At 64.3% G+C, this 24,743-nt stretch carries 28 protein-coding genes and 1 pseudogene; 17 read left to right on the top strand and 12 right to left on the bottom strand.

The features are described 5' to 3' along the window. Positions 1-323 precede the first annotated feature (323 nt). Positions 324-1,988 carry an alpha-amylase family protein gene (locus LC452_RS16575; RefSeq protein ID WP_223627240.1) on the bottom strand — a complete coding sequence of 555 codons (1,665 nt, stop codon included), beginning with the start codon at positions 1,986-1,988 and terminating at the stop codon, positions 324-326. Next, positions 1,985-2,950, bottom strand: a complete 966-nt coding sequence (locus tag LC452_RS16580) for a TIGR03885 family FMN-dependent LLM class oxidoreductase (protein WP_223627242.1) — start codon at positions 2,948-2,950, stop codon at positions 1,985-1,987. Before LC452_RS16580 ends, LC452_RS16575 begins: the two co-directional genes overlap by 4 nt. Before the next feature lie 661 nt (positions 2,951-3,611). Between LC452_RS16580 and LC452_RS16590 the strand changes: the two genes are divergently transcribed. After that, positions 3,612-3,947, top strand: coding sequence for a hypothetical protein (locus LC452_RS16590; RefSeq protein ID WP_223627244.1), 336 nt, complete (start codon positions 3,612-3,614; stop codon positions 3,945-3,947). Positions 3,948-4,047: 100 nt separating this feature from the next. Here LC452_RS16590 and LC452_RS16595 read toward each other — a convergent pair whose 3' ends face one another. Beyond that, the gene (locus LC452_RS16595) at positions 4,048-4,365 is read right to left on the bottom strand and encodes an ATP-dependent DNA ligase (RefSeq protein WP_223627246.1); all 318 of its coding nucleotides are present in this window, start codon (positions 4,363-4,365) and stop codon (positions 4,048-4,050) included. A gap of 136 nt (positions 4,366-4,501) precedes the next feature. Between LC452_RS16595 and LC452_RS16600 the strand changes: the two genes are divergently transcribed. The 4 genes and pseudogenes from LC452_RS16600 (at position 4,502) to LC452_RS16610 (ending at position 6,946) form a co-directional block, all read left to right on the top strand. After that, positions 4,502-4,813 carry a hypothetical protein gene (locus tag LC452_RS16600; RefSeq protein ID WP_223627248.1) on the top strand — a complete coding sequence of 104 codons (312 nt, stop codon included), beginning with the start codon at positions 4,502-4,504 and terminating at the stop codon, positions 4,811-4,813. Between the two features lie 146 nt (positions 4,814-4,959). Continuing rightward, positions 4,960-5,106, top strand: a pseudogene (locus LC452_RS22135) (DUF6766 family protein); the annotation flags it as partial. A 94-nt stretch (positions 5,107-5,200) separates the two neighbouring features. Beyond that, the gene (locus tag LC452_RS16605; protein ID WP_223627250.1) at positions 5,201-5,485 is read left to right on the top strand and encodes a hypothetical protein; all 285 of its coding nucleotides are present in this window, start codon (positions 5,201-5,203) and stop codon (positions 5,483-5,485) included. A gap of 129 nt (positions 5,486-5,614) precedes the next feature. Then, positions 5,615-6,946 carry a cytochrome P450 gene (locus tag LC452_RS16610; RefSeq protein WP_223627252.1) on the top strand — a complete coding sequence of 444 codons (1,332 nt, stop codon included), beginning with the start codon at positions 5,615-5,617 and terminating at the stop codon, positions 6,944-6,946. On the opposite strand, the gene LC452_RS16615 is transcribed toward LC452_RS16610, so the two are convergent. Together LC452_RS16615 and LC452_RS16620 are read right to left on the bottom strand one after the other, a co-directional pair. After that, entirely contained in the window at positions 6,943-7,458 is a 516-nt protein-coding gene (locus tag LC452_RS16615; protein ID WP_223627253.1) for a DUF6328 family protein, read from the bottom strand. The genes LC452_RS16610 and LC452_RS16615 overlap by 4 nt on opposite strands. Before the next feature lie 153 nt (positions 7,459-7,611). Further along, the gene (locus LC452_RS16620; RefSeq protein ID WP_223627255.1) at positions 7,612-8,562 is read right to left on the bottom strand and encodes a manganese catalase family protein; all 951 of its coding nucleotides are present in this window, start codon (positions 8,560-8,562) and stop codon (positions 7,612-7,614) included. A 195-nt stretch (positions 8,563-8,757) separates the two neighbouring features. On the opposite strand from LC452_RS16620, the gene LC452_RS16625 reads away from it, so the two are divergent. From LC452_RS16625 to LC452_RS16635, 3 genes are all read left to right on the top strand, one after another. Then, positions 8,758-9,660, top strand: a complete 903-nt coding sequence (locus LC452_RS16625; RefSeq protein WP_223627257.1) for an NAD(P)-dependent oxidoreductase — start codon at positions 8,758-8,760, stop codon at positions 9,658-9,660. 95 nt (positions 9,661-9,755) lie between these two features. Further along, a complete protein-coding gene (locus LC452_RS16630) occupies positions 9,756-10,475 on the top strand; it encodes a histidine phosphatase family protein (protein ID WP_223627259.1) in 720 nt (239 codons plus the stop codon). Further along, a complete protein-coding gene (locus LC452_RS16635) occupies positions 10,468-11,328 on the top strand; it encodes an ADP/ATP-dependent (S)-NAD(P)H-hydrate dehydratase (RefSeq protein ID WP_223627261.1) in 861 nt (286 codons plus the stop codon). Before LC452_RS16630 ends, LC452_RS16635 begins: the two co-directional genes overlap by 8 nt. A 16-nt stretch (positions 11,329-11,344) precedes the next feature. Here LC452_RS16635 and LC452_RS16640 read toward each other — a convergent pair whose 3' ends face one another. Continuing rightward, a complete protein-coding gene (locus LC452_RS16640) occupies positions 11,345-11,632 on the bottom strand; it encodes a MerR family transcriptional regulator (RefSeq protein ID WP_223627262.1) in 288 nt (95 codons plus the stop codon). Between the two features lie 147 nt (positions 11,633-11,779). On the opposite strand from LC452_RS16640, the gene LC452_RS16645 reads away from it, so the two are divergent. From LC452_RS16645 to LC452_RS16655, 3 genes are all read left to right on the top strand, one after another. After that, a complete protein-coding gene (locus LC452_RS16645; protein WP_223627264.1) occupies positions 11,780-12,061 on the top strand; it encodes a hypothetical protein in 282 nt (93 codons plus the stop codon). A 55-nt stretch (positions 12,062-12,116) separates the two neighbouring features. Beyond that, a complete protein-coding gene (locus LC452_RS16650; RefSeq protein WP_223627266.1) occupies positions 12,117-12,545 on the top strand; it encodes an Hsp20/alpha crystallin family protein in 429 nt (142 codons plus the stop codon). 105 nt (positions 12,546-12,650) lie between these two features. Then, complete coding sequence (locus LC452_RS16655) at positions 12,651-12,875, top strand: DUF2795 domain-containing protein (protein ID WP_223627268.1); 225 nt, start codon at positions 12,651-12,653, stop codon at positions 12,873-12,875. Between the two features lie 88 nt (positions 12,876-12,963). On the opposite strand, the gene LC452_RS21955 is transcribed toward LC452_RS16655, so the two are convergent. Together LC452_RS21955 and LC452_RS16660 are read right to left on the bottom strand one after the other, a co-directional pair. Then, the gene (locus LC452_RS21955) at positions 12,964-13,098 is read right to left on the bottom strand and encodes a hypothetical protein (protein WP_263294056.1); all 135 of its coding nucleotides are present in this window, start codon (positions 13,096-13,098) and stop codon (positions 12,964-12,966) included. A 281-nt stretch (positions 13,099-13,379) separates the two neighbouring features. Further along, complete coding sequence (locus LC452_RS16660) at positions 13,380-14,051, bottom strand: YjfA family protein (RefSeq protein ID WP_223627270.1); 672 nt, start codon at positions 14,049-14,051, stop codon at positions 13,380-13,382. A 760-nt stretch (positions 14,052-14,811) separates the two neighbouring features. On the opposite strand from LC452_RS16660, the gene LC452_RS16665 reads away from it, so the two are divergent. Next, positions 14,812-15,333: a hypothetical protein gene (locus tag LC452_RS16665; protein WP_223627272.1), complete on the top strand. Its 522-nt coding sequence runs from the start codon at positions 14,812-14,814 to the stop codon at positions 15,331-15,333. A 329-nt stretch (positions 15,334-15,662) separates the two neighbouring features. On the opposite strand, the gene LC452_RS16670 is transcribed toward LC452_RS16665, so the two are convergent. Beyond that, positions 15,663-15,911 carry a DUF3892 domain-containing protein gene (locus LC452_RS16670; protein ID WP_223627274.1) on the bottom strand — a complete coding sequence of 83 codons (249 nt, stop codon included), beginning with the start codon at positions 15,909-15,911 and terminating at the stop codon, positions 15,663-15,665. Positions 15,912-16,478: 567 nt separating this feature from the next. Between LC452_RS16670 and LC452_RS16675 the strand changes: the two genes are divergently transcribed. Next, a complete protein-coding gene (locus tag LC452_RS16675; RefSeq protein WP_223627276.1) occupies positions 16,479-16,970 on the top strand; it encodes a toll/interleukin-1 receptor domain-containing protein in 492 nt (163 codons plus the stop codon). 97 nt (positions 16,971-17,067) lie between these two features. Here the strand turns inward: LC452_RS16675 and LC452_RS16680 are convergent, their stop codons facing one another. The 3 genes from LC452_RS16680 to LC452_RS16690 all read right to left on the bottom strand — a co-directional run bounded on the left by LC452_RS16680 (position 17,068) and on the right by LC452_RS16690 (position 19,892). Next, positions 17,068-17,637, bottom strand: a complete 570-nt coding sequence (locus tag LC452_RS16680) for a recombinase family protein (RefSeq protein ID WP_223627277.1) — start codon at positions 17,635-17,637, stop codon at positions 17,068-17,070. A gap of 279 nt (positions 17,638-17,916) precedes the next feature. Further along, complete coding sequence (locus tag LC452_RS16685) at positions 17,917-18,759, bottom strand: HAD hydrolase family protein (protein WP_223627279.1); 843 nt, start codon at positions 18,757-18,759, stop codon at positions 17,917-17,919. 209 nt (positions 18,760-18,968) lie between these two features. Beyond that, positions 18,969-19,892: a LysR family transcriptional regulator gene (locus LC452_RS16690; protein WP_223627281.1), complete on the bottom strand. Its 924-nt coding sequence runs from the start codon at positions 19,890-19,892 to the stop codon at positions 18,969-18,971. Positions 19,893-20,096: 204 nt separating this feature from the next. Between LC452_RS16690 and LC452_RS16695 the strand changes: the two genes are divergently transcribed. The 4 genes from LC452_RS16695 to LC452_RS16710 all read left to right on the top strand — a co-directional run bounded on the left by LC452_RS16695 (position 20,097) and on the right by LC452_RS16710 (position 24,657). Further along, positions 20,097-21,506, top strand: coding sequence for an MFS transporter (locus LC452_RS16695; protein WP_223627282.1), 1,410 nt, complete (start codon positions 20,097-20,099; stop codon positions 21,504-21,506). Between the two features lie 18 nt (positions 21,507-21,524). Further along, the gene (locus tag LC452_RS16700) at positions 21,525-21,818 is read left to right on the top strand and encodes a DUF1330 domain-containing protein (protein WP_223627284.1); all 294 of its coding nucleotides are present in this window, start codon (positions 21,525-21,527) and stop codon (positions 21,816-21,818) included. Between the two features lie 227 nt (positions 21,819-22,045). Continuing rightward, positions 22,046-23,236: an alpha/beta hydrolase gene (locus tag LC452_RS16705; protein ID WP_223627286.1), complete on the top strand. Its 1,191-nt coding sequence runs from the start codon at positions 22,046-22,048 to the stop codon at positions 23,234-23,236. Positions 23,237-23,364: 128 nt separating this feature from the next. Beyond that, positions 23,365-24,657 carry an FAD-dependent oxidoreductase gene (locus tag LC452_RS16710; RefSeq protein WP_223627288.1) on the top strand — a complete coding sequence of 431 codons (1,293 nt, stop codon included), beginning with the start codon at positions 23,365-23,367 and terminating at the stop codon, positions 24,655-24,657. The last annotated feature ends 86 nt before the right edge of the window (positions 24,658-24,743 follow it).

The raw sequence follows: 24,743 nt of genomic DNA on the forward strand, positions 1-24,743 counted from the left end.
TGAACGGGGAATTGTACTGCGGAGACGAGGGGATTTGAACCCCTGGTCCCCGTGAGGGGACTCCACCCTAGCAGGGTGATTCGAGCGACTTTCGGATACCACGGCGTCGCACCTGATCAGCCGAGAAAAGTCCAAGTTTTCTCGGCTGACCAGGGAATCTCGTGTCGCACCTGGCGCACGTCGGACACGCGCGAAGCTGTCTCTATCAGTATTCTCACTATGCCTGGGGTCACCTGGGGGACACTTGGCACCGCCCAGACCAGCACGCTTGTCACCGGCGGCCCGACTTCGGGAGCCTCGTCGATCCCTGACCCGACTAGACCCTAGATCACGCGGCCGTCGCCGGGTCGCGATACGCGAAGCCAGCGGTAGCCGTACGCCGGGACTTCCAATTCCACCGTCCCGGTCGGGCCGAGAGTGAGATGCAACGGTTCGAGCAGATCGAGGAGGGTCGTCCCCTCCGGCTCGTCGTTTACCTGGAAGGCCGTGGTCACGGGCACTTCTGCGAAGTTGTGGAGGGCGATGACACGTCCGACGTCAGCCGACAGCGAGTGCACGAGAAGCGAGTCGACAGACTGGTCGATCACCTGAAGGGTGCCCCACCCCAACTCCGGAGAGATACGGTACCGCTCGGTGAGAGCGCGGATGAAGTGAAGCAGCGATCCGCGGTCCTCGAGCTGTGCGGCCACGTTGACGTGCTCCGGTGCGTACCCATCGGAAGGTGGGCGAGCGATGAGCCTGCTCGGCGCGGCATCCGAGAAGCCTCCGTTGCGATCCGCGGACCACTGCATCGGTGTCCGCACGGCTTCGCGACCGAGGATCTCGACGTTCTCACCCATACCGATCTCCTCGCCGTAGAACAGCACCGGCGTACCCGGCAGGGTGAACAGCAGACTGTAGGCCATCCGAATTCGCCGCGGGTCGCCGTCGAGCATTGGGGGGAGACGCCGGGTGATGCCGCGACCGAACACCCGCTGCCGCTCGTCGGGCGCGAACGCGTCGAACACCTCCTGCCTTTCACCGTCGCTGAGCTTGTCGAGCGTCAGCTCGTCGTGGTTGCGCAGGAAGTTGGCCCACTGCACCTCCGATCCGAGTGCAGGCCGTGCGCGTAGTGCGGCGATCAGCGGGGCAGGATCTTTGCGTGCGAAGGACAGGTACAGGGACTGCATCCCGACGAAGTCGAACTGCATGGTGAGCTCGTCACCGTCTTCGCCGCCGAAGTACTGTGCCTGCGTCTCATAGGGGAGGTTCACTTCGCCGAGGAGGATCGCTTCGCTGGACCGACGCTGCAGGAAGCGTCGAATGTCGCGCAGCAGATCGTGCGGCTCGGGAATGTTCGCACCCTCAGGGATCTCGAGAAGGAATGGCACGGCGTCGACCCGGAATCCGGAGATACCCAGCTGCAGCCAGAACCCGATCACTTTTGCGATCTCGTCGCGCACGCGGGGGTTCGCGATGTTGAGGTCGGGCTGGTGTTCGTAGAAGCTGTGCTGATACCACTGCCCGGACTTCTCATCCTTGCCCCAGATGCCGTTCGCCTGGCCGGGGAACACGGCGTTCTTCTGGCCTTTCGGGGGCGCGTCGTCGCGCCAGACGTAGTAGTCCCGGAACGGAGAGTCGACGCTGCGTTTGGCGGCGACGAACCATGGATGCCGGTCAGAGGTGTGATTGATGACCAGATCCACGATCACGCGCATGCCGCGATCGCGTGCGGTGCGGATCACCTCCACGAGGTCGCCATGGTTCCCGAGACGAGGATCGACACCGTAGAAGTCGCTGACGTCGTAGCCGTCGTCACGATCCGGTGTCGGGTAGAACGGCATCAGCCACAGGCAGGTGACGCCCAGCTGCGAAAGGTAGTCGATCCGCTCCGCGAGTCCTTGCAGGTCACCGACTCCGTCGCCGTTGGAATCGAGGAAGGTCTCGACGTCGAGGCAGTAGACGACTGCGGTCTTCCACCAGAGGTCGCTGGTGTCTGTGATCTTCATGCTCGCTCCTTCAGCGCAGGGATCAGCTCGGATGCAGCGGCATCGAGGAACAACGATTGGTCGGTGCCTACGTGGTGCAGATACACACGCTCGAATCCGATCTGCACCAGGTCCGCGATGCGGTCAGCGAGCGAGGAGGCATCGTCATCCACCAGGACGCTTCTTCGAAGATCCTGCTCGTCGAGCCCGGCCACGGCAGCGTCGAAGTCCTCCGGCTGCTCGAGATCCCAGGTGACGGGCGGTGACAGCAGACCGTTCTTCCACTGCTCGCGGGCGATCGCGAACGCCTCATCGTCGGTCTTCGCCAGGCTGAGATGCACCTGCAGGATGCATGGGCCCGCGCCTCCCTCCGACCGGTACGCATCGACGACGCGTCGCAACGACTCCGGCTCTTGCGCGACCGTCGCCAGACCCTGCGCCCACGACGCGGCCCACGCCGCAGTCTCGGCGCTCACCGCGGTCGCGAACAGCGGGGGCGGCTCTGCCGGCAGGCTCCATACTCTGGCGCGGTGGACCCGGACCAGGCCGTCATGGTCGACCTCCTCACCCGCCAGAAGGCGGTGGATCACATCCACGCTCTCCCACAGCCGTTCGTTGCGAATGTGCTTGGCGGGCCAGCCATCGCCCGTCACATGCTCGTTGAGCGCTTCGCCGCTCCCCATCGCAGCCCAGAAACGTCCCGGGAACATCTCAGCCAGCGTCGCGAACGCCTGCGCGATCACCACTGGGTGATACCGCTGCCCTGGCGCGTTCACCATGCCGATCGAGAAGCCGGTGCGCGCGAGCGCGGCCGCGACCCAACTCAACGCGAAACCGGAATGACCTTGCGCGCGGGACCACGGCGCGAGGTGATCGGAGCACATCGCTCCATCGAAACCAGCGCGCTCAGCGCCGACTACCGCATCCAGGAGGGCGCTCGGCGCGACCTGCTCGTGCGACGCATGGAAACCGATGAACACCATGCGCCGAGTCTTCCAACCGATGGCGATCTTCGGTAGTGGTGGACACGTCGCGCGCTGCCTGCAAAAATGCCGGACTTGCCGCTTCGATGACGATCGCCCCCGAGCGACTCGAAGAGCTCTCCCCGGAGTCCAATGACTAGCTGCGCGAAGTGATCGAGGCGATGGCCGCATATGGCAGACATCGACGCCACCTTGGGCGCATTCGATAAGGGCGCCGGCCATTGCAGAGCAGAGATAGCATCAGGCGAACGGGCACTTCCGTAGCGCCTCGTCTGATCGTAAGTGGCCTCCGGAGCGGGGCCGTGCGGCGCATCTTCTGGGCGAACAACGTGGCGAGTTCACGGCCGACGAGCCGCCCGCCCGTCGCGATCGCCGTCTCGGTCGCGATGCGTGTGCGCCATTCGGGCCGATCGTGAAGTTCTGTCGCCGCGAACGCAACGACGCGAGCAACGGCGATTATCGGGCGGGTGCTGTTCTGCAATTGACCGGGGTGTCTCTGAGCGGCGGGGCCGTTCAGGGTCGGCCAGTATCGGTCTCGCCGGCCAGGCTGATACACCCGTCGCGATGAGTGGTTGCGATCAGTCTTGAGGCCGACTACCACCCGCCAACGGCCGCTGACAAGGGGTATCACCTTCCCCACGGCCGAGCGTAGAAATTCCGTATGCGAATCATCATTTACGCGGGGGACTCGTATCTGACGGGTGACGACATTGCTGACGCGCTGCTTGAATATAGCCGAGCGCTCGGTGATGACGACCGAGCCGAGATCATCGAGATTCCTGTTCGCAACGGGGACGGCGAAGTTGTATCAGCGAAATTCCTGATTGGGCCCGCTAGTCAAATCGTGACGGAGTCCGTTGATGCGCCTGGGCCCGAAGTCGTTGACGCCGAACTGGTGGCGCGGTTGCGCCATCTGACAGGCGCGGTCGAAAGCCCCAGGAGTTCGCCCCTGGCCGCCGAGGATGTGTCGGACTTCGAGATCGACGAAAGCCACTAGATCTCGTCAATCGGCGGCGTGAATTCGACCGTCGCTGCCCGGTCCGCGAAGCGAAAGACGGCTAGGCCACGACACAACGACGTCCGCCCCGGTGGTGGCTCTACTCGGCTGCGAGCGATTCCTCTGGGGGCTCCGGGATGACGTAAAGGCCCGACGGCGAGCTCGCTGTCAGAACGAGCGCTTCAACCCAGTCGCGATTCATGCTCGCCGGCTTGTTGCCGTCCCATTTGAAGACGAGCGAGCTACCCGGGTGAATCCAGACGGTCGTGCGTCCGCCGCCCGTGCTGACATCCTCTTTCCACGAAAAAGCGAACGGTTCGGCGCGCCTCAGCTTCGTGGTGATGGCAAGTTGGAGGTGGGCAAGAGCGCGGTCCGGAATCTCGGCCTTCATACTGCTCTCGTAGATGATCTTTCCCACGGTCGAGCCCCGATCTCCTCGTTGCTGCCTCGCATCAGACACTTTTAGGGAGTTCACGATGCCGCCATCATGCCCTCTCGCGCCACGCGCGCGCCCCCCCTGGCATAGGCAACGATTTCGGTCTAATCTGCGCGTCATGGGCTACATCACCTACGACAGCACAGGAGTTCTTCACATCGAGGATCGCGCATTGGCCCACCTCAAAGTCGTGATTGCGACGAAGCTTCGTCGCAACGAGAGCTTTACTCTCTCCTGGCGGCATCTTGACGACGAGCCGGGCGGGCGATCCACGATCTGGCTCCACCCGTCCATACCGCTTCGTTTCACGTTCGACGAAGCGGAGCCGCCGCCGCTGAACCAGAAGTGGATCGAAGATCTCATGCACTCCGCGAACTCCTCCGGGGGAATCCAACTTGTCGACGAAGTCGTCGAGGAGTCAGTTGCCTGAGCGAGCGCCGCGGTGCTGCGGATAGCCTCCGGTCTGCCCGCAAGCAACCCCTTTTCCCGCTCACCGCAGCGTCGTACGTTGGTGTCCTAGTTCATCAGCTCGACCCGCAATGCGGTTCGGGAGACGACGGTGGAGGGACAGGTTCGTGGACCGGACGTTTGCAGAACTGGCAATCAGAGTTCCTCGCCGTCGGGGCCATGGTCGTCTTCAGCATCTACTTGCGACAGCGCGGGTCCAGTGAATCGAAGCCGGTCGGCACACCTCACGCGACGAGTAGCACCGAATCTGAATAAGAGACCCATTTAGCTTTCTGAGTCCTTCCTGTCAAGTGACTTCCAGGGGACACCCAGTCTGACCGACAGTAGGTCTGTCCGATTGGAGGGTGAGATGACCGGACTCCCTGATCCCCGGTTCGAGCTCCGCAAAGTTGCTGAGCGCGAGTGGCTGATTCTTGATCACCGACACGACGCGAGCGACCCCCATCGATCCGTCGGCCGGATCTACCAGGTCGACGAGTACGAGGTCGAAGTCATGTGGATGAAGGATATAGCGGCGGCGACACGTTATATGTCCCCTGTCGAGGTCCTTGAGGACGTGCAGCGGCTGCACGATCGGTCGCGATCCAATCGACCGATCGTGATCCCGCACCTGCCTCCTCTCCTCGCCACGTGACGCTCGGGGACTAACTGACCTCGCGGTACAACCGTGCCCATTCGGCATGAGCGCAAACCTCCTATAGCACGGCGCCCTCGACTGCGCTTCCCCCTGGTTCCCGTGCCCCGAGTCTGAGACTGTCGGCGCATGGAAATCAGGACTCTTCCCTCCCGAGCGGTGCAGGCGGCGCGCTCCCTTGCTGTCGACGACGCTCCGTTCATCCTCATCCGGGGCTACGGTTTCGGAGCGAGCGTGTGGCGTCGAGTACAGGGCGGTGCCCGCTCGGCGCCGATGCGCCTGCTGGGCCACGACGCGGTCTTCGTGCGAGGTGTGGAGGGCATCGATGTCTTCTACGACGAGTCGCGCATCGCCCGCCATGGTGCGATGCCCGCGCTCGTGCAGGAGACGCTCTTCGGCCACGGTTCCGTGCACGGCCTCGACGGAGAAGAGCACCGGCACCGCAAGGCGGCATTCGTCGACGTCGCCTACGAGGACATCCAAGTGGCACGACTGACACCCTGGCTGGAGCGCGAGTGGGAAGCGGAACGGGCAGCCTGGCGAGATGGCGGCAGCCGCAGTGCCTATCAGGCTGCGACGGGCGCCCTCGGCCGTGCGGTGATGGGCTGGGCCGGACTGCCAGGAACACCTGCCGCGAAAACGCGCTGGTCGGCACGGTTGGCGCAGATCGTCGACGGGTTCGGTGCTCCCTACTCGCCCGCTTACGGTGTCGCCGTACTCAATCGACTGGGGTCCGACCGACATGCAACACGCCTCATCGAAGCGGTACGGGCGGGGAGACTGAAACCCGAACCCGGCACCGCGCTGTTCACCTGGGCCCACCATCGCGATCAGTCCGGCGAACTGCTTTCCGCGCGAACTGCGGGCGTCGAGTTGCAGAACAGCATCCGCCCGATGATCGCCGTCGCCCGCTTCGTCGCGTTTGCGGCGAAAGAACTGCACGATCGGCCCGAATGGCGCACCCGCATCGCGACCGAGACCGCGACGAACGGGCGACTCGTCGGCGGTGAATTGGCCACGTTGTTCGTGCAGGAGATTCGCCGCACGGCGCCCTTCGTGCCGATGCTCCCCGGGCGCGCGACCGTCGACATCGACATCGACGGCCAGCACGTCGCCGCCGGAGGCCGTGTGGTGCTCGACATCCTCGGCACGAACACCGACGAGAACTCGTGGGCGCACCCGGAACGCTTCGCGCCCGAGCGCTTCCTCGGCGTCGAGGACTTCGAAACCCTCGCAGCGTTCATCCTGCACGGCGGCGCCGACGTCGCGACGGGCCACCGGTGCCCGGGCGAGAAACTCGCCGTCGCCGACCTCACCGCCGGCATCGCCGTGTTGAGCGATCCACGCCTGCGCATCCTCGACACCGGGCTCGAGGTCAACCGCCGCCGGCTGCCCACCAAGCCCCGTTCCGGCGGCCGCGTGCGCTCAGCCGAGGCGCCGCGCCAGTGCCCCTTCCACTAGGCGTCGCGCTGGAAGTTGCGTCGAATGAAATGGGGCAACGCTAGCCAGAGCAGTGTCACTGCGAGCATCGACGCGATCAGGGCGACGACACCGGCGGTCCTGTTCACGGTGAAGTCGATGATAAGCGTCGTGACACCGATCGTGAGCGCTGCGATGACGTAAAGATCGAGTCTGACGATCCGAGCGGCAACGCGCACGAGTTCTGGCTTACGGCGACGTCCGAACAGCGACCGGTGCATCACCACGGGAGCGACGGCGAGGATCGTCGCGAGTGCGGCGAGCATGACCAGCACAATATAGGTGATGCGCTGCAGCTCGTCCATGTCCTCGAAACGGGGCTGGAACGCGACAGTGAGCAGGAAGCCGGTAAGGATCTGCGTGCCAGTTTGCATGACGCGCAACTCCTGCAGCAGCTCTTCCCAGTTGCGGTCCGCGCGCTCGTTGCGGGTTTCGTCTCGACCGTCGTGCCGGTCGTCGCGACCGGTCCCGTCGGGCAAACTTCCGGTTGTCATAAATCAACTATCGTGCCGGTCGCCTGGGAACGACAACGCTCAGTTACGAGAGCATCGCGGCATACAGGGGATCTTGGATGGAGGTCGACTCCGATCCCAGGCCCCGACTTCGCCGCCCCTCGACAACCGTGTCCGCTGGATGTGGCTTCTGGGCTACTTCATGCGGCCGAAGGTGGCGTCGATGTCGGCCATCTCCATGGCCGCTGTCGCTTCGATGAGCGCGCGCAGTTCGTTGTCCGCGCCGGGTGAGAACTCCTCGGGACGTTCCGGCGAGATCGTCATCGGAGCGCCGACCGGCGCCTGCTCGCTGGCGTCGAGTTCGGTGCCGTCGTTTGATGGTGAGGCACCCTGGAAGATCTTGCCCGCTTCGGATTGCGCGGTCAGGTCGAACGAGTATTGCTTGCTCTGCAGGCCCAGATCGAGGAGCTTCTTCACTTCGGGGAACTGCTCGGCGTTCGTCTTTGGGATCGGCAGCGATGTGCGCCAGTTCACACCGAGGGTCTCGAGTGCCTTGGCGTAGGCGTTCTCATGGGCCTGGTCTCGCACGATCAGGTACGAGATGGTGCTGCGGGCCATCTTGTTGTCCGTCATCTCGTACAGCCGACACTTTTGCAGACGGCCCGTCGATTCGAGCATGAGGTTGTAGAGCAGGTCGAGCACGAGGTTGCCGGAGTTGTAGACGTAGCTGCCCGACCAGGGGTTTCCGACCGCGTCGACCGGCAGAGCACCCTGCGCGCCCACGAGGTAGTGGTGGATGTTGCTCGTGTCGACGGCGATGCTCAGAGGGGTCGCGCCGCCCGCTCCGGGCTTGTCCACGGGATCGGTCGGCTTGCCCTGATACTGCGGCGATCCGTCGAGCAGTCGCGAGATGGTCGTGCCGATCAGCTCGACGTGGCTGATCTCCTCGGTGCCGATGCCCTGGATGAGGTCCTTGTACGGCTTGCCGTCCGGGCCGCGGAAGTTGATGCTCTGGAACAGGTACTGCATCATCGTGCGCATCTCGCCGAACTGTCCGCCGAGACCTTCCTGCAGGGCGTTCGCTGCGGCGGGATCCGGCTCGTCCTGTGCGATCTCATTGATGAACTCTTGAACGTGGAAGTACATGGGGGCTCCTTCGCCTGAATCCGATTTGTGCCCATAGTGCGCCGGGCGCGGGGATCCTGTGGCCCCCTCGACGCGTCAGCGAAAGCCTCGTAGTATGTCTCCGCTTACGGTGTAAGCCGCCGCATCCGGTGACCGTACTGCGAGCGATAGTCGCAAAGACAGATGGGGCCGATGAATGCCGTGCACGGTCGTCTCATGATCGGTGTCGTTGGCCTGGGGCGAATGGGCACCCCGATCACGGAGGCGCTCCGTCGAGACTTGCCTGTCGGGGTCTTCGATGCGGATCTCGACCGTAGAGGAGCGGTGCCCGGCGCACGGTGGTTCCCCACGCTTCCGGCGCTTGCGGAAGCGGTCGATGTCTTGATCACCGTGCTGCCCGGCCCGCGCGAGCTGAGTGCATGCATGGCCGACGCGCTGCCGGCGCTCAGCCCGGGTTCGCTGTGGATCGATCTGACTTCCGGCGATCCCGTTGTGACGCGCGACCTCGCCGAGCGGAGCCGACGCCTCGATATCGACGTCGTGTCGGCGCCGATGGGCGGATCGGTCGGAGAAGTGAAAGCCGGCGGCCTCGTCTTCTTCGTCAGCGGGCAGGACAGCGCCGTCGCGAAAGCGATCCCCATCCTCCGGCGGCTGTCCCGCCGTGACGGCATCCGACGGACCGGTGCACGAGCGGAAGACGGCCAGATCGTGAAGCTGCTCGCCAATGGTCTCTGGTTCGCCAACGCGGTCGCTGCCGCAGAGGCGATGCTCATCGGGCAGAGCTTGGGAATCCCCTCGTCCGAACTGCACGCCCTGCTGCGCGACAGCGCCGGAGGCAGCCGATTCCTCGACGACCACCTCGACAAGCTTCTCGAGGGCGACTACTTCGCGACCTTCGGCATCGACCGCGTCGTCGAGGAACTCGACACTATCGCCGCCATGAGTGCATCCGCCGGGGTCGCGACGCCGATGCTCGATGCCTCCGCGGCACTTCATCACCAAGCGCTCGACCGGTTCGGACCCGTTCTCGGCGAACTCCTCACCGTCAGGCTGCTGGAGGCGTCGGCCGGGCAACAGCTGCGCCGTGATCCCGCTCAACGCGGGGATCCACACCAATGAACGCGGATACCTGCTGGTGAGCACAGGGTCAACCCCGTGTCTCGGCCCAGCCACGGCGTACGACTCTCGAAGAGTTCGAACGGAGGGAGTCTCGCATGGTGACGTTGCAGGAGCTCTGGCTGGTCCGTCATGGCGAGAGCGTCGGCAACATCGCCGCGACCGGAGCGGAAACCGCAGGCGCCGAGGCGATCGAACTCACCCTTCGTGATGCTGACGTTCCTCTGTCGGAAACGGGTGTCGAGCAGGCGAGGGCGCTCGCGGTTCCCCTGGCTGGGGTGGATGGAGTGCCGGAGATCGCCTGGTTGTCGCCGTACCTCCGGGCTCAGCAGACCTTCTCCCTGAGCATGGAATCCGGCGCCGTCATCGGGCGGGTTCTCACTGACGAGCGACTGCGGGACAGGGAGCTCGGCATCCTCGACCTTCTGACCTGGCGGGGCGTCGCGGCCCGGCACCCGGAAGAGGCGAAGCGGCGCGCGCGGCTGGGCAAGTACTATCACCGCCCACCGGGCGGCGAGTCCTGGGCGGATGTGGCGCTCCGTCTGAGGTCGTTTCTCCGCGACGCCCTGGATGCGGACGCACGCCGCGGATTGATCGTGGCGCACGACGCCGTCGTCATGCTGCTGATCTCTCTGCTGACCGGAATGGACGAGCCCCGTCTCATGCGGTTCGCCGCCGCGAACACCGTCCTCAACGCATCCGTGACGCGGCTTCGTCACGACGGGGCGCAGTGGGAACTCGTCGACTTCTCCGACGTGCGGCACCTCGAACAGCTCGGCGCGGAGGTCACGGTGCACCCGGGAAGTCCCGATGCCTGACCGGCAGGAGGTGACCACGGTCACAGCCGACCTGCTCAGGGGGTGGGGGCTACCCGACCCGGGAGACTCTAAGAACTCGCGCGGCACGGCGATGATCATCGGCGGTTCACGCCTGTCGGTCGGCGCGGTGGTCCTGGCCGGCGAGGCGGTGTTGCGTGTCGGGGCGGGAAAGGTCGGGGTGACCACGGACGCCGCGGTCGCCGATGTCGCGCGGGTCGCCTTTCCGGAGGCCGGCGTGTACGAATCGCCGAGCGTGAGCGAACCGGTGGACGACTCCTGGAGCGCCGCCTGCGACGACTCGGACGCCGTGCTCGTCGGGCCGGGGTTCGATGACCCTCAGCAGGCCCGGGAGTGGCTGAAGCGTCTGGCGAAACGTGAGATCACCTGCCTGGTGATCGACGCCTTCGCGGTGGGCGTGCTCCGTGACGTGCCACGACCCGAACTCCCTCGGTCACTCATCGTAAACGCCAACCTCGATGAGGTAGCCCTCCTGCTCGGACGACAGATCGACGACCTCGTCACCGACCTTCCACAGATCGCTCAGGAACTCGACGCCGTGGTGCACTGCTACTCGACCACCGCCTCGCCGTCCGGTGCCGTCTGGACGATGAACGCCGGCGGCGCCGGGCTGGGAACGGCAGGCTCTGGCGACGTGGTGGCCGGCGCCATCACCGGCTTCGCCGCTCGCGGGCTGAGCCCCGAGCACGCTGCCGTGTGGGGATCATGGTGCCATGCCCGTGCGGGCGACCGTCTCACCGAGCGCATGGGCCTGGGGTTCCTGGCCCGCGAGCTCACGCACGAGCTCCCCGCTGCCCTCTACGAAGTCGACGGCGACCGACGATCCGGGACCTGACCTCGTCGCGCGCGGACTATCCGAGATCCTTGCGGTCGAGAGAAGCTCGAAGCTCGGCGTTCTCATCCTGGAGGCCTATGACCCGGCCGACACCGGCCAGGTTGACGCCGTCCGTGTGGAGGTCAGCGATCCGCCGCATTCGGTCGATGTCTTGCTCGCTGTAGCGACGAGTCCCCCCGTCCGTGCGCGCGGGAACGACGAGGCCCTTGCGCTCATACAGCCGCAACGTCGCCGGAGGCAGGCCGAGCAGTTCCGCAGCGATGCTCATCGTGTAGACCGGACGCGCGCGAGGAGACAAGTTCATGTCGAAGATTCTGCTCCGAGCACTTGCATTTCGTCAATGTCTGGGTGTACAAAATATGCATCAAGTGATCCACATCTCTCAAGGTCGCGGAGCGGACTCTCCGGCACCCGCGGCAGTTACCGACGACAGATATGGAGGTGATCTCCCGTGGCAGCACTCAGCCCGGTCGATGACACGAGGACGACGTTCGCAGACATCGTCTGCGCGGATGCGGAATGGGTCCGCACGGAGTTCGAGCAGATCGTGTCCAGCCTTGTGACCGTGTCCACGGCGACAGACGTCCTCCCGCACCTGCCCGACCGGCCCGGTCGCGGGTTCGACTGCCTGGTCTCCCCGGTCGACGGTGTCGGGCACCGCGGGACCGAGGCGCCCGTCGAGAGAGTCCGGGCACCCCCGCACGAGTCGGCCGCACCCGGCCGCCACTGCTGATCATCACTCGTTAGACGGCGTCACGCCGTCGCTCATGGAAGGAGAATCTTTCACCATGTCGATGTCATTTGATCCTTTCAGCCAGCTGGACCGTCTCGCGCAAAGCGGGTTCGACACCAGCAGGCAACCTCGCCTGATGCCCGTGGATCTGTTCCGCGAAGGCGACCGATACGTCCTTAACGCCGACCTCCCGGGGGTTGACCCTGGGTCGGTCGATGTGGACGTTGACGGCCACCTGCTCACGATCCGCGCCGAGCGGACGGAGGCGAGCCGCGACAACTCCCGCTGGCTCGCTCAAGAGCGCCCGTTCGGGTCGTACGTCCGCCGATTCACCATCGGTGACGACGTGGACGCGCAGGGCATCAGTGCCACCTACAACAACGGTGTGCTCAGCGTGATCATCCCAATCGCTGAACGCGCCAAGCCCCGCAAGATCCAGATCGAATCGATGGGCTCTCACGACACCAGAGCCGTGACCGCCTGACCTCATCTGACGCCCCATATAGGGGCCTCAGCGTGGGTGGTCGCAACACACCTTCGCGGCCACCCACGCTCGCCCCGATACGCATATCCCCAGAAAGGATGTCCCATGGCCCTCCCCGCTTCTCTCGACCGGTTCCTCGCCGAGATGGAATACCCCGCAACGCGCGACGATCTCCTGCGCGAAGCCACTCGTGACGGTCTCCCCGCAGACGATCGTGCGCTCCTGCAAGATCTCCCGGAACAGAACTACAGCGCCGCCTGGCACCTCCGCCTCAAACTCGCTTCACTGAGCCTGTCCGACTCCCTGGCGCCCTCATTCGCGAACGCCTGAGCGCACCACGCGCGCCGACCTCATTGGAACTATTAGTCCCGATGGATCCACGTGCTACTCATCGTCGTCGGCGGTCTCGAGAGTGTGCTCATCCTGGAACGCCCGAGTGCTTGATCTCTTCGTCCGGCAGCGCCCTCAGCGTCTCCTCCAGGCGCGCGGCGTGCACGTGCTTCTTGAGATCGTCGAGCGTGGCAGCGTAGCCGTCGGGCAGCACATAACTCATCAACTTGCCCCACGTAGCGGTGAGCGCCAAGAGTCCAACGGACCGTTGGACAAACTATCCGTATCGCTCCCCCGCCGCCGTCGATGGCACCCCCGATGGTAGTACTTATGTCAGTTTGCGCTCTCGTAACGCTTTCACTTGTACGGGTTGCGGCAAGGTGCCGACCCCGGACTGTGAGGGTCCGACGTATCGGTGAATCCCGACCTCCCGACGCGGACAACCTCCCGCCGGCTGGCGGACTTTTCCCGATGAACACGCCCTGGACAGCCGCACCGAGGCACTCACTCCTCGCAGCCGCTGGACTCTTCTAGTTGTGCGATAACGTCGCCACCGCTGTTCAGTAGAGTCACGTTCACGTACGTGCACCCGTTGAAGCGGAGCTGCTTGCTGTACGCGATCCCCTCGCTTGGAGCATCTCTTTCTGGCTCCGGCGATGCGGGAAGCAGCCAGTCGCCCGCAGGTCGCGTGACCTGTGCAATTGTGCGAGTTCCAGGGGTTATGCCTTCGAGTTTGACCCAGGTGGTGTCACAGGCTGTGGAGTATTTCAGCAACGCTGTTGCCAACGGGTCCCCCGTCTCAGCGTCGATTATCGGCCATTGAGCAGAGTTGAGCGTTTCGCCAACGTCGGCACAACCGGCGCGCTGTGGATCGGTCGCGTCGTACGCGATCGCAGGCTTCCACCGCGGCTCGACCAGGAGTGGGACTGAGAAGGACAACGCCAAGAGGACGGTGAGCCCAATCATCGCCGCACGGAACGTTCGCGGTGCGAGCTTCTTCCCAGCCGAATAAAGAACCTGGTTCAGCCACAGCAGAAGCATCAACAGGGGTACTAGGGCTACCGCCCACCACCCGCCCGGGATTGTGATCATGAAGGCAACGAATCCGGCATACGCCGCAGTGACCGCACAGACCACTGCGAGTAACGCCCTCCCCCTTCGCTTCGGGTTGGCCATCGAGGTTCCCTTCGAGCAGCGGACGGGGTTGTGCCGATTTCTTCACCGTAGCTGCGAGCGGTCGGCCAGCCCAGAATATGGTCCGACTGTGCCGACACGCCATGGATCTCGGTCGGACCTCACCGGAAGCTTGGAACCTGACCCCACTTTCCTCAGCCCCGGACTGCCCGATTCAAGTTTCATGAGCCGATCTCAGTCGGAAACTCGAATATGCGAACGCTCATGTCGCTAACGAACTCAACGCTGAACGCCGGGTCTCCCACCAAGGCTGCAGCCCAGTCCCACCTTGGAATGGTGCTGGAGCACCTCATCGCGGGCACCCTCGACGAGCGCGGCATCCTCCCGGACGAAACGGCAGCGATGCACGGGACGGGCTCTTCACCTCGGCCCAGTAGCCATCGAGTCGCACCTTCTCAATCCCGCGTTCGACGTCGCGAGGCTCGGGCGTGAACTCCACGCCGGCACACGCCGGCTCCACGCCATCTTCCGCGCGTTCGGCACAACACCACGCCGAGGGATAGAACGCCGCCGTCTCGGCGAAGTCGAACGACTCACTGCACAGACCCTGACACCCAGCCAGGTGATCGAACACGCCGGTTTCAGCTCCGTCCGGCAGTATCAGTGCGCATCCATCCGCGGGACGCGCACCGACGTGCCCGGCCTGCGACCGCGGAACTAACCGTTCGGCCGAACGCCTGGACCTCGCTGAAAAACGACCGTTTCCGGCGATGACGGCCTGCTGTCCCCTAACGTGACGTCTATGACTGAAGACCTCAAGCCAAGCGATCGACTCTTCTACTCAATCAAGGACTTGAAGGGATGGTACGAGGTCCTGGAGTTGGCCACGGACTCGTTTCGTGGGAACAGTCAAAGCCGAAATCATGCCGGTCGAATCATCACGTCGATACTGCTCGCTGCTGGGGAGGATCTCGAACCCATCGCGATCAGCGGTGGACTCGATGATGACGGCACCGGTCACCTCGTACTTGTGTACCCGAACTTGATCCTCCGGATTGTTGGGAATCAGTTGAAGGTGGCTGAGGGTAGTTTCGAGATGGGTCTGTGGCCGCTTGCCGATGCCACTGAACTCACGATCGAGGCTCGCCACAACTACTTCGATGGCACAGACACCTATCCCCGATCGCGTGGCATGAAGGTACGTTTCACCGTTGGGGGTGAGCAGGTGACGCTCGGCGGCACCAGTGCGTATCGCCAGACGTGGCCTGCTCTGCAAGACAACGCCTTTCACGCTGCGTTCGTCGCGCTTCGTGACGCTCGCTGAATGAAGGGGGCGGCGCCACGCCCTGGCGAGGTGACAGCGACCTAGCAGTTTCAGCGCCCTAGGCAAGGGCTAGTCCCCAGCATCCGCTCCCCGATGAGGCCACGATCGCGCGAGTCTTTGCCGACGAGTTGGCCCGAGAAGAGAGCTACTGAGATAGGTCAACGAATCGTTGACCTATCTCAACTACGCGTGCGTTAAATTGAACCTTTGGCTCCAGTAGTGACTTTTCAACGCCATGGAAGACGCTCCTGCTGCCGCGGCGGGAAGCATGGGCGTCGCGCATCATCATCCCGGATGCATCGCTCCGCTTTGGATGAGAGCAGAGCAGTTCAACAGTCCGGAAGATTGTCCAGGTTGTTGGCCCCGTAGTTGTCCGGTGCCGTCGTCAAGTAGTCGCGACCGTTACGCGAACCGATCCGGACATGGACAGTGCGGCCGTTTACTGAAACGTAGTAGGCCGATGCGCTGCGGCGGACGTTGGCTATCGCCGTAGCCTTGTCGTGATTCCACCCGCTGCCGCACACCCCCGTGATGTCGCCGTCTCGGTTCTTGCTGCTCGTGGTGACCTGTAGTGACATGGTGAACTCCCTTGCTCTCTCGCGAGACAGCAACCCGCCGAGTCAACGGGGCAGACCGAACGCGCGTCTGTGTCATCGTCTCCTACTAGTGCGGGGTCAGAGGGTCGGGGATTCGATTGACAGTTCAATCGTCACATTCGAGGCCACTGGGAATCGTTCGGACTCACCAACGACACGACCCAAGCGAAATGTCCCATTTCTGATCCTCCGACAACCGAACGTCGCACGGTGGCCACTCTGAGGCTAGGGGGACAGTACTTTCGGTTGCTTGCCGCGCCGGGCGGAGACACACAGATCCGCCCGGGCAGTGTCGGAAGCTCCTGGTACGCTCCGGCCATGGCTCTCTGCACAGCTCCTGTTCAAGGACATCGGACATCTTCCGCTCGAGCGGCATGTCCCGCATGCGGCGGCCGTGGACGTGACTATTCGTACCGACCGTCCTATACGCCGCGGGCATCGTACCCCTCATACACGCCGCAAAGCGGCAGCTCGGGCGGAGGCCCGAGTCGAACCGCTCGCCCGTCCTGGTCACCCAGCGGCTCGACCGCCTCCTATACGCCTGAAGAAGTGCGAGCCCTGACCCGTGTGCGTCGCACGGTAGAGGAGCGAGCGCGCCAACAGCCTGACCTCCGTGACGTCTTCCTCTGCCACGCGTGGGACGACCGACGAGGCGTCGCAACGGATTTGCACGGTTTGCTGGAGGCTCAAGGTGTCTCCGTCTGGTTCAGCGAAAAGGACATTGTGCTCGGCCAACCGTTCCTACGTGAGATCGACAGGGGGCTGGCAAAGTCTCGTACCGGCCTCGTGCTTGTAACCCCGGCGCTCCTGAAGCGCGTGGATGCTCGCGGAGTCTCCGACAAAGAACTCTCAGAACTGCTGGCCCGCGATTTGCTGATCCCCGTCGTGCACGACACGACCTATGACGACCTCCGCAAGGTCAGCCCCCTTCTCGGATCGCGCAACGGGCTGAGCACGGAAGAGGACTCTCTAGAGGAAGTCGCCGTGAAGATCGCAGAACTTGTCTCCGTAGAAGAGGATCTGACCGCTCACGTTGGGTGAGGAAAGCACCGGCCGAGACCGGGACGGCACCTCCTGGCATCGCATTCAGCCTTCCTCAAAGCCCTAGCTTTGCGCGCATCCGGGAGACTGGGCGATCTCACGCGAGGGGGTAGGGGCTCAGGGCCCGCCTTACGCTGGATGCACCGACTCCGAGCACTCGCCCAATGCTCTCCCAACTTTGGCGCTCAGCGCGCATCCGCTCAGCGGTCGTGATGCGCTCGGGGGTCATGACGCTCGGGCGGCCGCCGACCCGGCCTTGACTGCGGGCGTAGTCGAGGCCGCGTTGGGTGTTGTCTCGGATGGTGTCGACGCGGAGTTGCGCGAACACGGCGACGATGCCGTAGAGGGCTCGTCCCATCGGGGTTGTCGTGTCGATCATGGGTTCGGTGAGGCTGACGATGTTGACCTGGCGTGTGTCGAGGTCCTGGAGCGTTTCGATCAGGATGCGCTCACTGCCTGCGAGGCGGTCGAGGCGGCGGACTTTGAGGGTGTCCCCGGGTCGGAGGTAGCCGAGGCATGCAAGCCACTGCGGCCGGTCGGTGACGCGGCTTGACTCGCCGTGGTCAACGAACACTCGTTCGCAGCCGGCAGCGCGCAGCTCGGCCTCTTGCGCCTCGGGGTTCTGGTCCCGCTTCGAGACGCGGGCGTATCCGACTTCGTGTGCCATGCCGAAAACGGTACCGCTACAGTTCCGGCGCGTTTCAGTTGCGGCAGGGGGTTTCGGCAGATCAGTCGTCGGCGTGTCACGCAGCTAGTCGTCGACGCTCAGCAGTCCACGGTAAACGATCGTTTGCGGCAGGTGCGCTGACGCCGTTGACCAGGCCTGTAAGTCGCATCGACAGATGGCGCGTTTCTGCAGCGCAAAGTACCGCACTCGCTGCACGCAACTCGATCCGTTATCGGGCGTGAGGGCGATCCGAATAGCGGGGGGCGGGTGTCAGATCGCTTACCGGTCGTCGGCGATCCAGCGGGCCACGGCGTCATCGTCGTTCCTACCGATCACGCTTGTCGCGGCGTCTTTCACCGCGGGGACAGCGTTTCGGACGGCGTAGGCCTCATCGGCGATCTCGAACATGGGTAGGTCATTGTGGTTGTCACCAAAGACGACCAGGCGCTCGGCGCCGACTTGGGTCATGAGCCGCTGGATCGCTTTGGCCTTCGTTCCTTCTGAGTTGTGGAACTCGAACCAATCCAGACCTGGGGTGCCTGGATCGATGCTGAGGAAGTGCGCGGCACCCATAAGCCACGGTCGGAGAGCAGTTCGCAGAGTGGTCAGTGTCTGGTTATCTGCGAGGATCGCGACGTAGAACACGGCGGTAGTGTTCACCGGGTCATCTCTCGTGATTGGTCGTAAGCGTGGGTCACCGGGCCGCGCATTCAGGAAGGCTTGTACGCCTGCGGTCATCCGCCCGGGTTGCCAGCGCACCCAGTCCCTGCCGTCCTCGAAGGTAAGCAGGATCGGCTCGGCCGACGAATGCTGGGCGCAGTGGCTAAGTGTCGCCTCGACCACGCGTTGGTCTAGCAAACGCAGATCCGAGTGGTCTCCGGTGTCCGGGTCCGCCGTGATGGTCCCGCCGTAGATGATCACCGGCAGATTGAGGCGCAGGACTTCAGTGGCATTCCTGGAGCGCATAAACGGCCTCGCAGTGGCGTATGTGAAGAGAGAGCCTGCCTCGATCGCGGCATTGAGCAGCCGCGCTGACTCAGCACTGACCGATCCGTCAGATCTGAGCAACGTCTGGTCGAGATCCGATACATAGAGAGTGCGTGATCGTCTGGTCACGGTCATGACCGCAGTATCCCACCGCCCACCTTGCGTTGCGCGATCATGGTTCATGTTGTGGGTTCTCGGAGCCTCTACAGGCGTCCGACAAGAATCGAGGACGCCCACCTGCAACGGACCGGTGAATGTCCCTCTGTTCTGCCCAAGCCCGCCTAGAGGTATGGCCGGGTGATCAGTTTTGATGACGCGGGCCTGGGCTGCTTGGAGTGGAACCCTCAGCCGGTGCGCTCATTGTTCGTCTCTCTGAGCGGGTCAATCTGCGGGTCTGTACTCAGGTGGTGGATGAAGGCGCCTGTGGCAGGGCTTTGGGGACCACGGCCGCGCCAGGCGAGACCGATTCGGGCGTCGAGGTGAGGGTCGAGCGGAAGTCCGGTGAAGCGAGGGTCCGCGTATCTGGCGAGGACGGAGGCGGGGACGATGGCGGTGCCGAGGCCGGCGTGCGAGAGGCGGACGAGCATGTTCGGGTCACCGGATTCAAACACGATCCGTGGCTGTATCCCTGCGGCGATGAATGCGGTTCCAAGGAGTTCGCGAACGGCAGAGCCGGAGCGGGGCGCGATCAGTGGTGTGTCGGCCAGTGCGGCGATCGGTATCCGCGAGTAGCCTTGCGCAGCTTCTATGGTGAGAACGGCGACGAGGGGGTCGCGGACGAGCTCAATGACGCGGATGTCTTCACCGATGGGAAGCTGCACGAGTCCAAGGAACGCCGCGTCGACGTGCCCCTCGTGCAGGGCGGAGACGAGGTTCGAGGTCGCGTCCTCATGAAGGGTGATGTCGATGCCGGGGTGTTCGTCATGGAAGACGGCGAGAAGACGCGGGAGGTCGAACGCCGTGGAATTGATCGTCCCAATCCCGAGGCGGAGATGGCCTCGGATCAGGCCGGTGAGCGCATCAACGCTGGCGGCTCCCGATGCGGCCGCATCTAGAGCGGCGCGGGCATAGGGCAGGAACGTCTCGCCAGCGGCGGTGAGGACGACGGTGCGGCCGGTACGGTCCAGAAGCTGTTGACCGAGTTCGCGTTCGAGTTGGCGGACTTGAGCGCTGACCCCGGGCTGGGAGACGTGCAACCTTTCGGCGGCACGGGTGAAGCTCTGCTCTTCTGCCACGGCGATCAGGTAGCGGAGGTGACGCATTTCCATAACCAACAATTCTAGTTTGTAGATCAACTAGGTCTTGGACTTCTTCTCCCCCACCTTCGACCATGGGTATATGCACACATGGCGCTCACCGATCTCGACTGGCACCCAGGCGACCGGCATTCCGGCAGCTCTGCGGATGAACCGATGCGGATCAAGGCCGCCGTACGGTGCGACGAGTAAATGACGGCGACAAGTGACGCGCCCGTGAAGCGCGGCCTCAGTTCTGCACTTGTGACTGTTGCGCTCCTCGGAGCGGTGATGGGCGGTGTCGGCGCGCCCCTCATCACCTCGGTCTCTCTCGAACTCGGCGTGGCGTTGGATGGGGCCCAGTGGACCCTGACGATTACGTTGTTCGCGGGCGCGATCTTCGCCCCTGTGCTGGGCCGGCTCGGCGCAGGCCCCCGTCGTCGCACGTCCCTAATGGTCGCTCTCGCGCTTGTCGCCTTCGGCGGGCTGCTCACGACGATTCCGCTGCCGTTCTGGGCGTTGCTGGCCGGACGCGCCTTCCAGGGACTCGGCGTCGCGGCAGTCGCCCCGTTGATGAGTGTGGCTCGCGACCATCTGCCCGCCGAACGCGCGCGATCGACGATCGCAACCATCGCTGTCGCGGGCACCGTCGGTCTCGGCGTCTCGTACCCCCTCATGGGCCTCGTCAATCAGTTGGTCGGCCTCCGCGCCGCATACGGAGTCGGCTTTCTGCTCTCCGTGACCGCCGTCCTCATCGCTTGGCGCGCCATCCCGAACGACACCCCTGGTTCTGCACCACGAATCGACATCCCCGGCGCGGTGCTTCTGGGCTTGGGCATGTTCGGTGTGCTCTTGGTGGTCGCGCAGCCATCGGTGTGGGACCTGGTCTGGGTCGGATCCTCGATTCTTGCCTTCGCCGTCGCCGTACTCGGCGCCTGGACCTGGCTGGAGTTGCGAACGCCGTCACCCTTGGTCGATCTCAGACTGCTCGCGACCGGCGGCGTATTGCGCGCCAACGCGGCCATGTTTGCCGCGGGCATCGGCGTTTACTTGTTGTTTTCGCTGCTGACCCGGTTCGTCCAGGCTCCCGCTGAAGCCGGGTATGGATTTGGATTCTCCGGTGTCCTGGCAGGAGCTGCACTCATTCCGTTCTCGGTATTCGGCTTCGTCGCCGGCCGGCTCACCCCGTGGCTGACCGCTCGCATGTCTACGCGGTGGGTCTTCGCAATTTACGCTGGCTTCGTCATGGTCGCCGCAGGGCTATTCGCGATCGCGCCCGATTCCATCGCCGCAATGCTCACATCGATAACCGTGCTCGGCTTCGGTGTCGGTGGTCTCACGGCGGTCATGCCCACGCTCGTGCTCAACGGTGTGCCCCAAACGGAGACTTCTAGCGTTCTGTCCATCAACCAGATCGTCCGCATGATCGGGTTCAGCATCGGGAGCGCCCTCGCTGGCCTCCTGCTCGCCACTGCCACCCCGAGCGGCGCTCTGTTCCCCGACAAGCATGGATACGCCGCTGCAGCGATTTATGTTGTGCCACTGCTCGGACTTGCTGCCGTCATCATCCTGCTCTCGCCTCGTGCGACGGCGTTGGCCCGGAAAGTCAACCGGAGCCGAGGCCGTGGCATTCGCCAATCTCACTAAACGACCACTGGAGGTCCCATGCCCAAGGCATATTGGGTCAGCGTCTACCTAACAATCTCAAACCCGGAAAAGCTCGCTGCCTACGACAAGCTAGCCCGTCCGGCGGTCAAGCTCGCGGGTGGGCGACTCCTCGCTCGTGACGGTCGGGTCGCCGCATACGAAGAAGGAATCGTCGAACGTACCATCCTGATCGAGTTCGACAGCTACGAACAGGCCCTCGCGGCACGCGAGAGCGAGGCCTATCAGGAGGCGCTAACGGCGCTCTCCGACGGCGTCGAGCGCGACTTCCGTATCGTCGAGGGACTCGACTGACAGTCGGCGACCTGCTCGTCGTTTCGCTCCGTCCAGCACTGCGACGCAGAGATACGGCCTAACCCGGGGGCAGGCACGCAACCCGAGAGGGGCACGCCCCGTACAACACTCCGCCTCATGCGCCGCGCCGACGCATCACCTAGCGGGAACCGACATCTAGCGGAACCGACTCGGCTCGGCCAGCATTCAGATCGAGCGACACGTATCGCGCCAAAGGAGGGACGACGATGAACTGGCCGATTGGTTATGTCGTGGCGGTAGTGCTCGTCGCGTGGTGTACCTTTTTCGCGGTTGTCGCGCCGCGGCGGCCACGCCAGCTGGCAATGATGAGCTGGTGGTTCGGTCAGGTGATCAACGAGGTTCCGTTCCTGGGCATCCTCTTTCTTGTGGCGTCCTCTGCCTTGGCCGCCGCCGAGGGAGATCTGGACTCCCCGGGCGGCAAGATTACTGCCGGAGCGGCAGCCGTGGTCATCGCGGGCCTTGTCATCGCCGGCTGGCAGGGGGTGCGGAGTGATCGCGTGGTCGGACAAGCGCTTGGAAAGGGACTCGGGGACGACTGGCGAGACCGTGTGGATGTTGGGCTTCGTCGACACCGGCCCTGGGCTCGGATCCTATTGATTCCGTTCGTCAGGTCGCGGCGCGAGGTGGAGCGGATCAACGACATTAGTTACGGCGACGCCGGACGACGCAACCTTCTCGACGTATATCGCCGCCGCGACGCGCCCCAGAACGCCCCCGTACTGGTCTACTTCCACGGCGGCGGCTACACCACTGGGAAGAAGAGCCGCGAGGCGCGGCCGTTGCTGACCCGGCTCGCGAGCCAAGGGTGGATCTGCATCAGCGCCAATTACCGCTTGCGACCCCAGGTTACCTTTCCCGATCACCAGATCGATGCCAAGAAGGTCATCGCTTGGGGCCGCGAACACGGCCAGGAGTACGGTGCGGACCCATCGAGACTATTCGTGGCGGGCAGTTCCGCCGGCGCCAATATCGCGGGTCTGTGCGCTCTCACCCCGAACGACCCGATGTTCCAGCCCGGATTCGAAATGGTCGACACGACGGTCACTGGCGCGATCCTCCTCTACGGCTACTACGGCCACTACTTCGGTGAGGAACCCGATGCTTCGCCCTCTGACCTCCAGCCACAGGATTACGTCCACGCCGAAGCGCCGCCCATTTACATCGCCCACGGCACCAAAGACGGGTGGGGCACAGTCGAGGGCGCTAGAAACTTCGCCCGCCGCCTCCGCCGTGCCGCAGACAACACAGTTGTCTACGCCGAGCTCCCCGGCGGTCAACACTCGTTCGACGTCTTTCACTCGGCTCGGTTCGAGGCGGTCGTGGACGGGGTCGAGGCTTTTTCAGCCTGGGTCCTTGCAACCCCGCAGTTCGCGTTCACGCCAGGCTCAGCCCCATAAAAGATCGAAGACGCCCGGGCGTCGGTCCGTCGTGAGTCAGCTTGCCGGACCCCGCACCTGCCCCTGTCCCTTACGCTCCCACCACATCCGATAGAACTCGCGTCACACCGATAGAGGGGACACCGCCCATGCCCGCACCGCAGAATGACACCTCAACATCCGACGATCGAACCACGTGCGCGGTCGTGGGCGGCGGCCCCGCGGGACTCGTACTCGGCCTTCTGCTCGCACGAGCCGGGGTCGCCGTGACCGTGCTGGAAAAGCACGTCGACTTCCTCCGCGACTTCCGCGGCGACACGGTGCACCCCACTACCCTCGGTCTACTGGACGACCTTGGCCTCTTCGACCGGTTCGACCAGCTGCCGCAGTCCAGAATCAGCCAGGTCGCACTCCCCGGCCCCGACGGAGAAGATGTGCGAATGGCAGACTTCACCCGTCTCCCGCTCCGGCACCCGTATGTCGCGATGGTCCCCCAATGGGACCTCCTCGACCTACTCGCCGACGCGGCCGCGACAGAACCGCACTTCACCCTTCTCCGCGAGCACGAAGTCAACAGGGTCATCCGCGGCAACGGGCGAGTGAATGGCGTCGAATACACGACGCCAGACGGTCCAGGACGGCTCTACGCTGACCTCACCGTGGCGTGCGACGGCCGCTGGTCCGCCGTGCGCCGCGCGGTCGGGTTTCCCACCCAGGAATATCCCGTCGACTTCGACGTCTGGTGGTATAGCGTCACCACGCATCACCACCTCGGAGAGTCCCTGCTGCCGAGAATGAAAGACGGCAGAGCGGCAATCGCGATTCCCCGCGAAGGGTATGTCCAGGTCGCAGCCCTAGGGAAAAAGGGCACCGACAGCGAAGTCCGCGCACGCGGCATCGAAGCCTTCCGGGCACAGACCGCTGAGCTGCTCCCCAGCCTCGCCGATGACGTGGACACCATCGCCTCGATGGACGACGTGAAACACCTCGACGTCCGCCTCGACCGACTGCGCCGCTGGCACGCCAACGGCGTGCTCTGCATCGGAGACGCCGCGCATGCGATGTCTCCGGTTGGAGGTGTCGGCATCAACCTCGCCGTGCAGGACGCCGTCGCCGCAGCCAGACTTCTCGCTGGCCCCCTCCAGGCCGGCGAGCTCGCAGGGCCACGTTCCGGCCGCATCCTCGCCCGAGTGCAGCGCCGACGCGCGCTACTCACGCTCCTCATCCAAAGCCTGCAACGCATCATGCATGCCAAGATCATTGATCCCGCCCTGAACGGCAAGACAATTCAGCTTCCGCAAGGACTCGTCGACATCCTCCGGCGTCTGCCCTGGCTCACCGCTCTCCCCGCGGCGATCATCGGCGTCGGACCGCGCCCCGAGCGAGCGCCGCGCTGGGCACGATCGAGTTCACGGACCGAACGCACACAGCGAAAGAACTAATCGCCATGAGCACGTCCACGCCTTTGCACGAGACCCCGCACGCAACGCCTTGCGGAACGCTTCGCGCATGCGGCCGCGGTGAACCC

Source organism: Microbacterium sp. EST19A, assembly GCF_019969685.1.
Lineage (GTDB): Bacteria > Actinomycetota > Actinomycetes > Actinomycetales > Microbacteriaceae > Microbacterium.

Bases quoted from the DNA above. Each gene is read 5' to 3' on its own strand.
- LC452_RS16690 (WP_223627281.1), bottom strand. From the start codon at position 19,892: ATGGAAATGCGTCACCTCCGCTACCTGATCGCCGTGGCAGAAGAGCAG.
- LC452_RS16660 (WP_223627270.1), bottom strand. From the start codon at position 14,051: ATGGCCAACCCGAAGCGAAGGGGGAGGGCGTTACTCGCAGTGGTCTGT.
- LC452_RS16630 (WP_223627259.1), top strand. From the start codon at position 9,756: ATGGTGACGTTGCAGGAGCTCTGGCTGGTCCGTCATGGCGAGAGCGTC.
- LC452_RS16625 (WP_223627257.1), top strand. From the start codon at position 8,758: ATGATCGGTGTCGTTGGCCTGGGGCGAATGGGCACCCCGATCACGGAG.
- LC452_RS16635 (WP_223627261.1), top strand. From the start codon at position 10,468: ATGCCTGACCGGCAGGAGGTGACCACGGTCACAGCCGACCTGCTCAGG.
- LC452_RS16590 (WP_223627244.1), top strand. From the start codon at position 3,612: ATGCGAATCATCATTTACGCGGGGGACTCGTATCTGACGGGTGACGAC.
- LC452_RS16700 (WP_223627284.1), top strand. From the start codon at position 21,525: ATGCCCAAGGCATATTGGGTCAGCGTCTACCTAACAATCTCAAACCCG.
- LC452_RS16580 (WP_223627242.1), bottom strand. From the start codon at position 2,950: ATGGTGTTCATCGGTTTCCATGCGTCGCACGAGCAGGTCGCGCCGAGC.
- LC452_RS16705 (WP_223627286.1), top strand. From the start codon at position 22,046: ATGAACTGGCCGATTGGTTATGTCGTGGCGGTAGTGCTCGTCGCGTGG.
- LC452_RS16655 (WP_223627268.1), top strand. From the start codon at position 12,651: ATGGCCCTCCCCGCTTCTCTCGACCGGTTCCTCGCCGAGATGGAATAC.
- LC452_RS16650 (WP_223627266.1), top strand. From the start codon at position 12,117: ATGTCGATGTCATTTGATCCTTTCAGCCAGCTGGACCGTCTCGCGCAA.
- LC452_RS16640 (WP_223627262.1), bottom strand. From the start codon at position 11,632: ATGAACTTGTCTCCTCGCGCGCGTCCGGTCTACACGATGAGCATCGCT.
- LC452_RS16610 (WP_223627252.1), top strand. From the start codon at position 5,615: ATGGAAATCAGGACTCTTCCCTCCCGAGCGGTGCAGGCGGCGCGCTCC.
- LC452_RS16665 (WP_223627272.1), top strand. From the start codon at position 14,812: ATGACTGAAGACCTCAAGCCAAGCGATCGACTCTTCTACTCAATCAAG.
- LC452_RS16620 (WP_223627255.1), bottom strand. From the start codon at position 8,562: ATGTACTTCCACGTTCAAGAGTTCATCAATGAGATCGCACAGGACGAG.
- LC452_RS16600 (WP_223627248.1), top strand. From the start codon at position 4,502: ATGGGCTACATCACCTACGACAGCACAGGAGTTCTTCACATCGAGGAT.
- LC452_RS16575 (WP_223627240.1), bottom strand. From the start codon at position 1,988: ATGAAGATCACAGACACCAGCGACCTCTGGTGGAAGACCGCAGTCGTC.
- LC452_RS16605 (WP_223627250.1), top strand. From the start codon at position 5,201: ATGACCGGACTCCCTGATCCCCGGTTCGAGCTCCGCAAAGTTGCTGAG.
- LC452_RS16685 (WP_223627279.1), bottom strand. From the start codon at position 18,759: ATGACCGTGACCAGACGATCACGCACTCTCTATGTATCGGATCTCGAC.
- LC452_RS16710 (WP_223627288.1), top strand. From the start codon at position 23,365: ATGCCCGCACCGCAGAATGACACCTCAACATCCGACGATCGAACCACG.
- LC452_RS16680 (WP_223627277.1), bottom strand. From the start codon at position 17,637: ATGGCACACGAAGTCGGATACGCCCGCGTCTCGAAGCGGGACCAGAAC.
- LC452_RS21955 (WP_263294056.1), bottom strand. From the start codon at position 13,098: ATGAGTTATGTGCTGCCCGACGGCTACGCTGCCACGCTCGACGATCTC.
- LC452_RS16615 (WP_223627253.1), bottom strand. From the start codon at position 7,458: ATGACAACCGGAAGTTTGCCCGACGGGACCGGTCGCGACGACCGGCAC.
- LC452_RS16670 (WP_223627274.1), bottom strand. From the start codon at position 15,911: ATGTCACTACAGGTCACCACGAGCAGCAAGAACCGAGACGGCGACATC.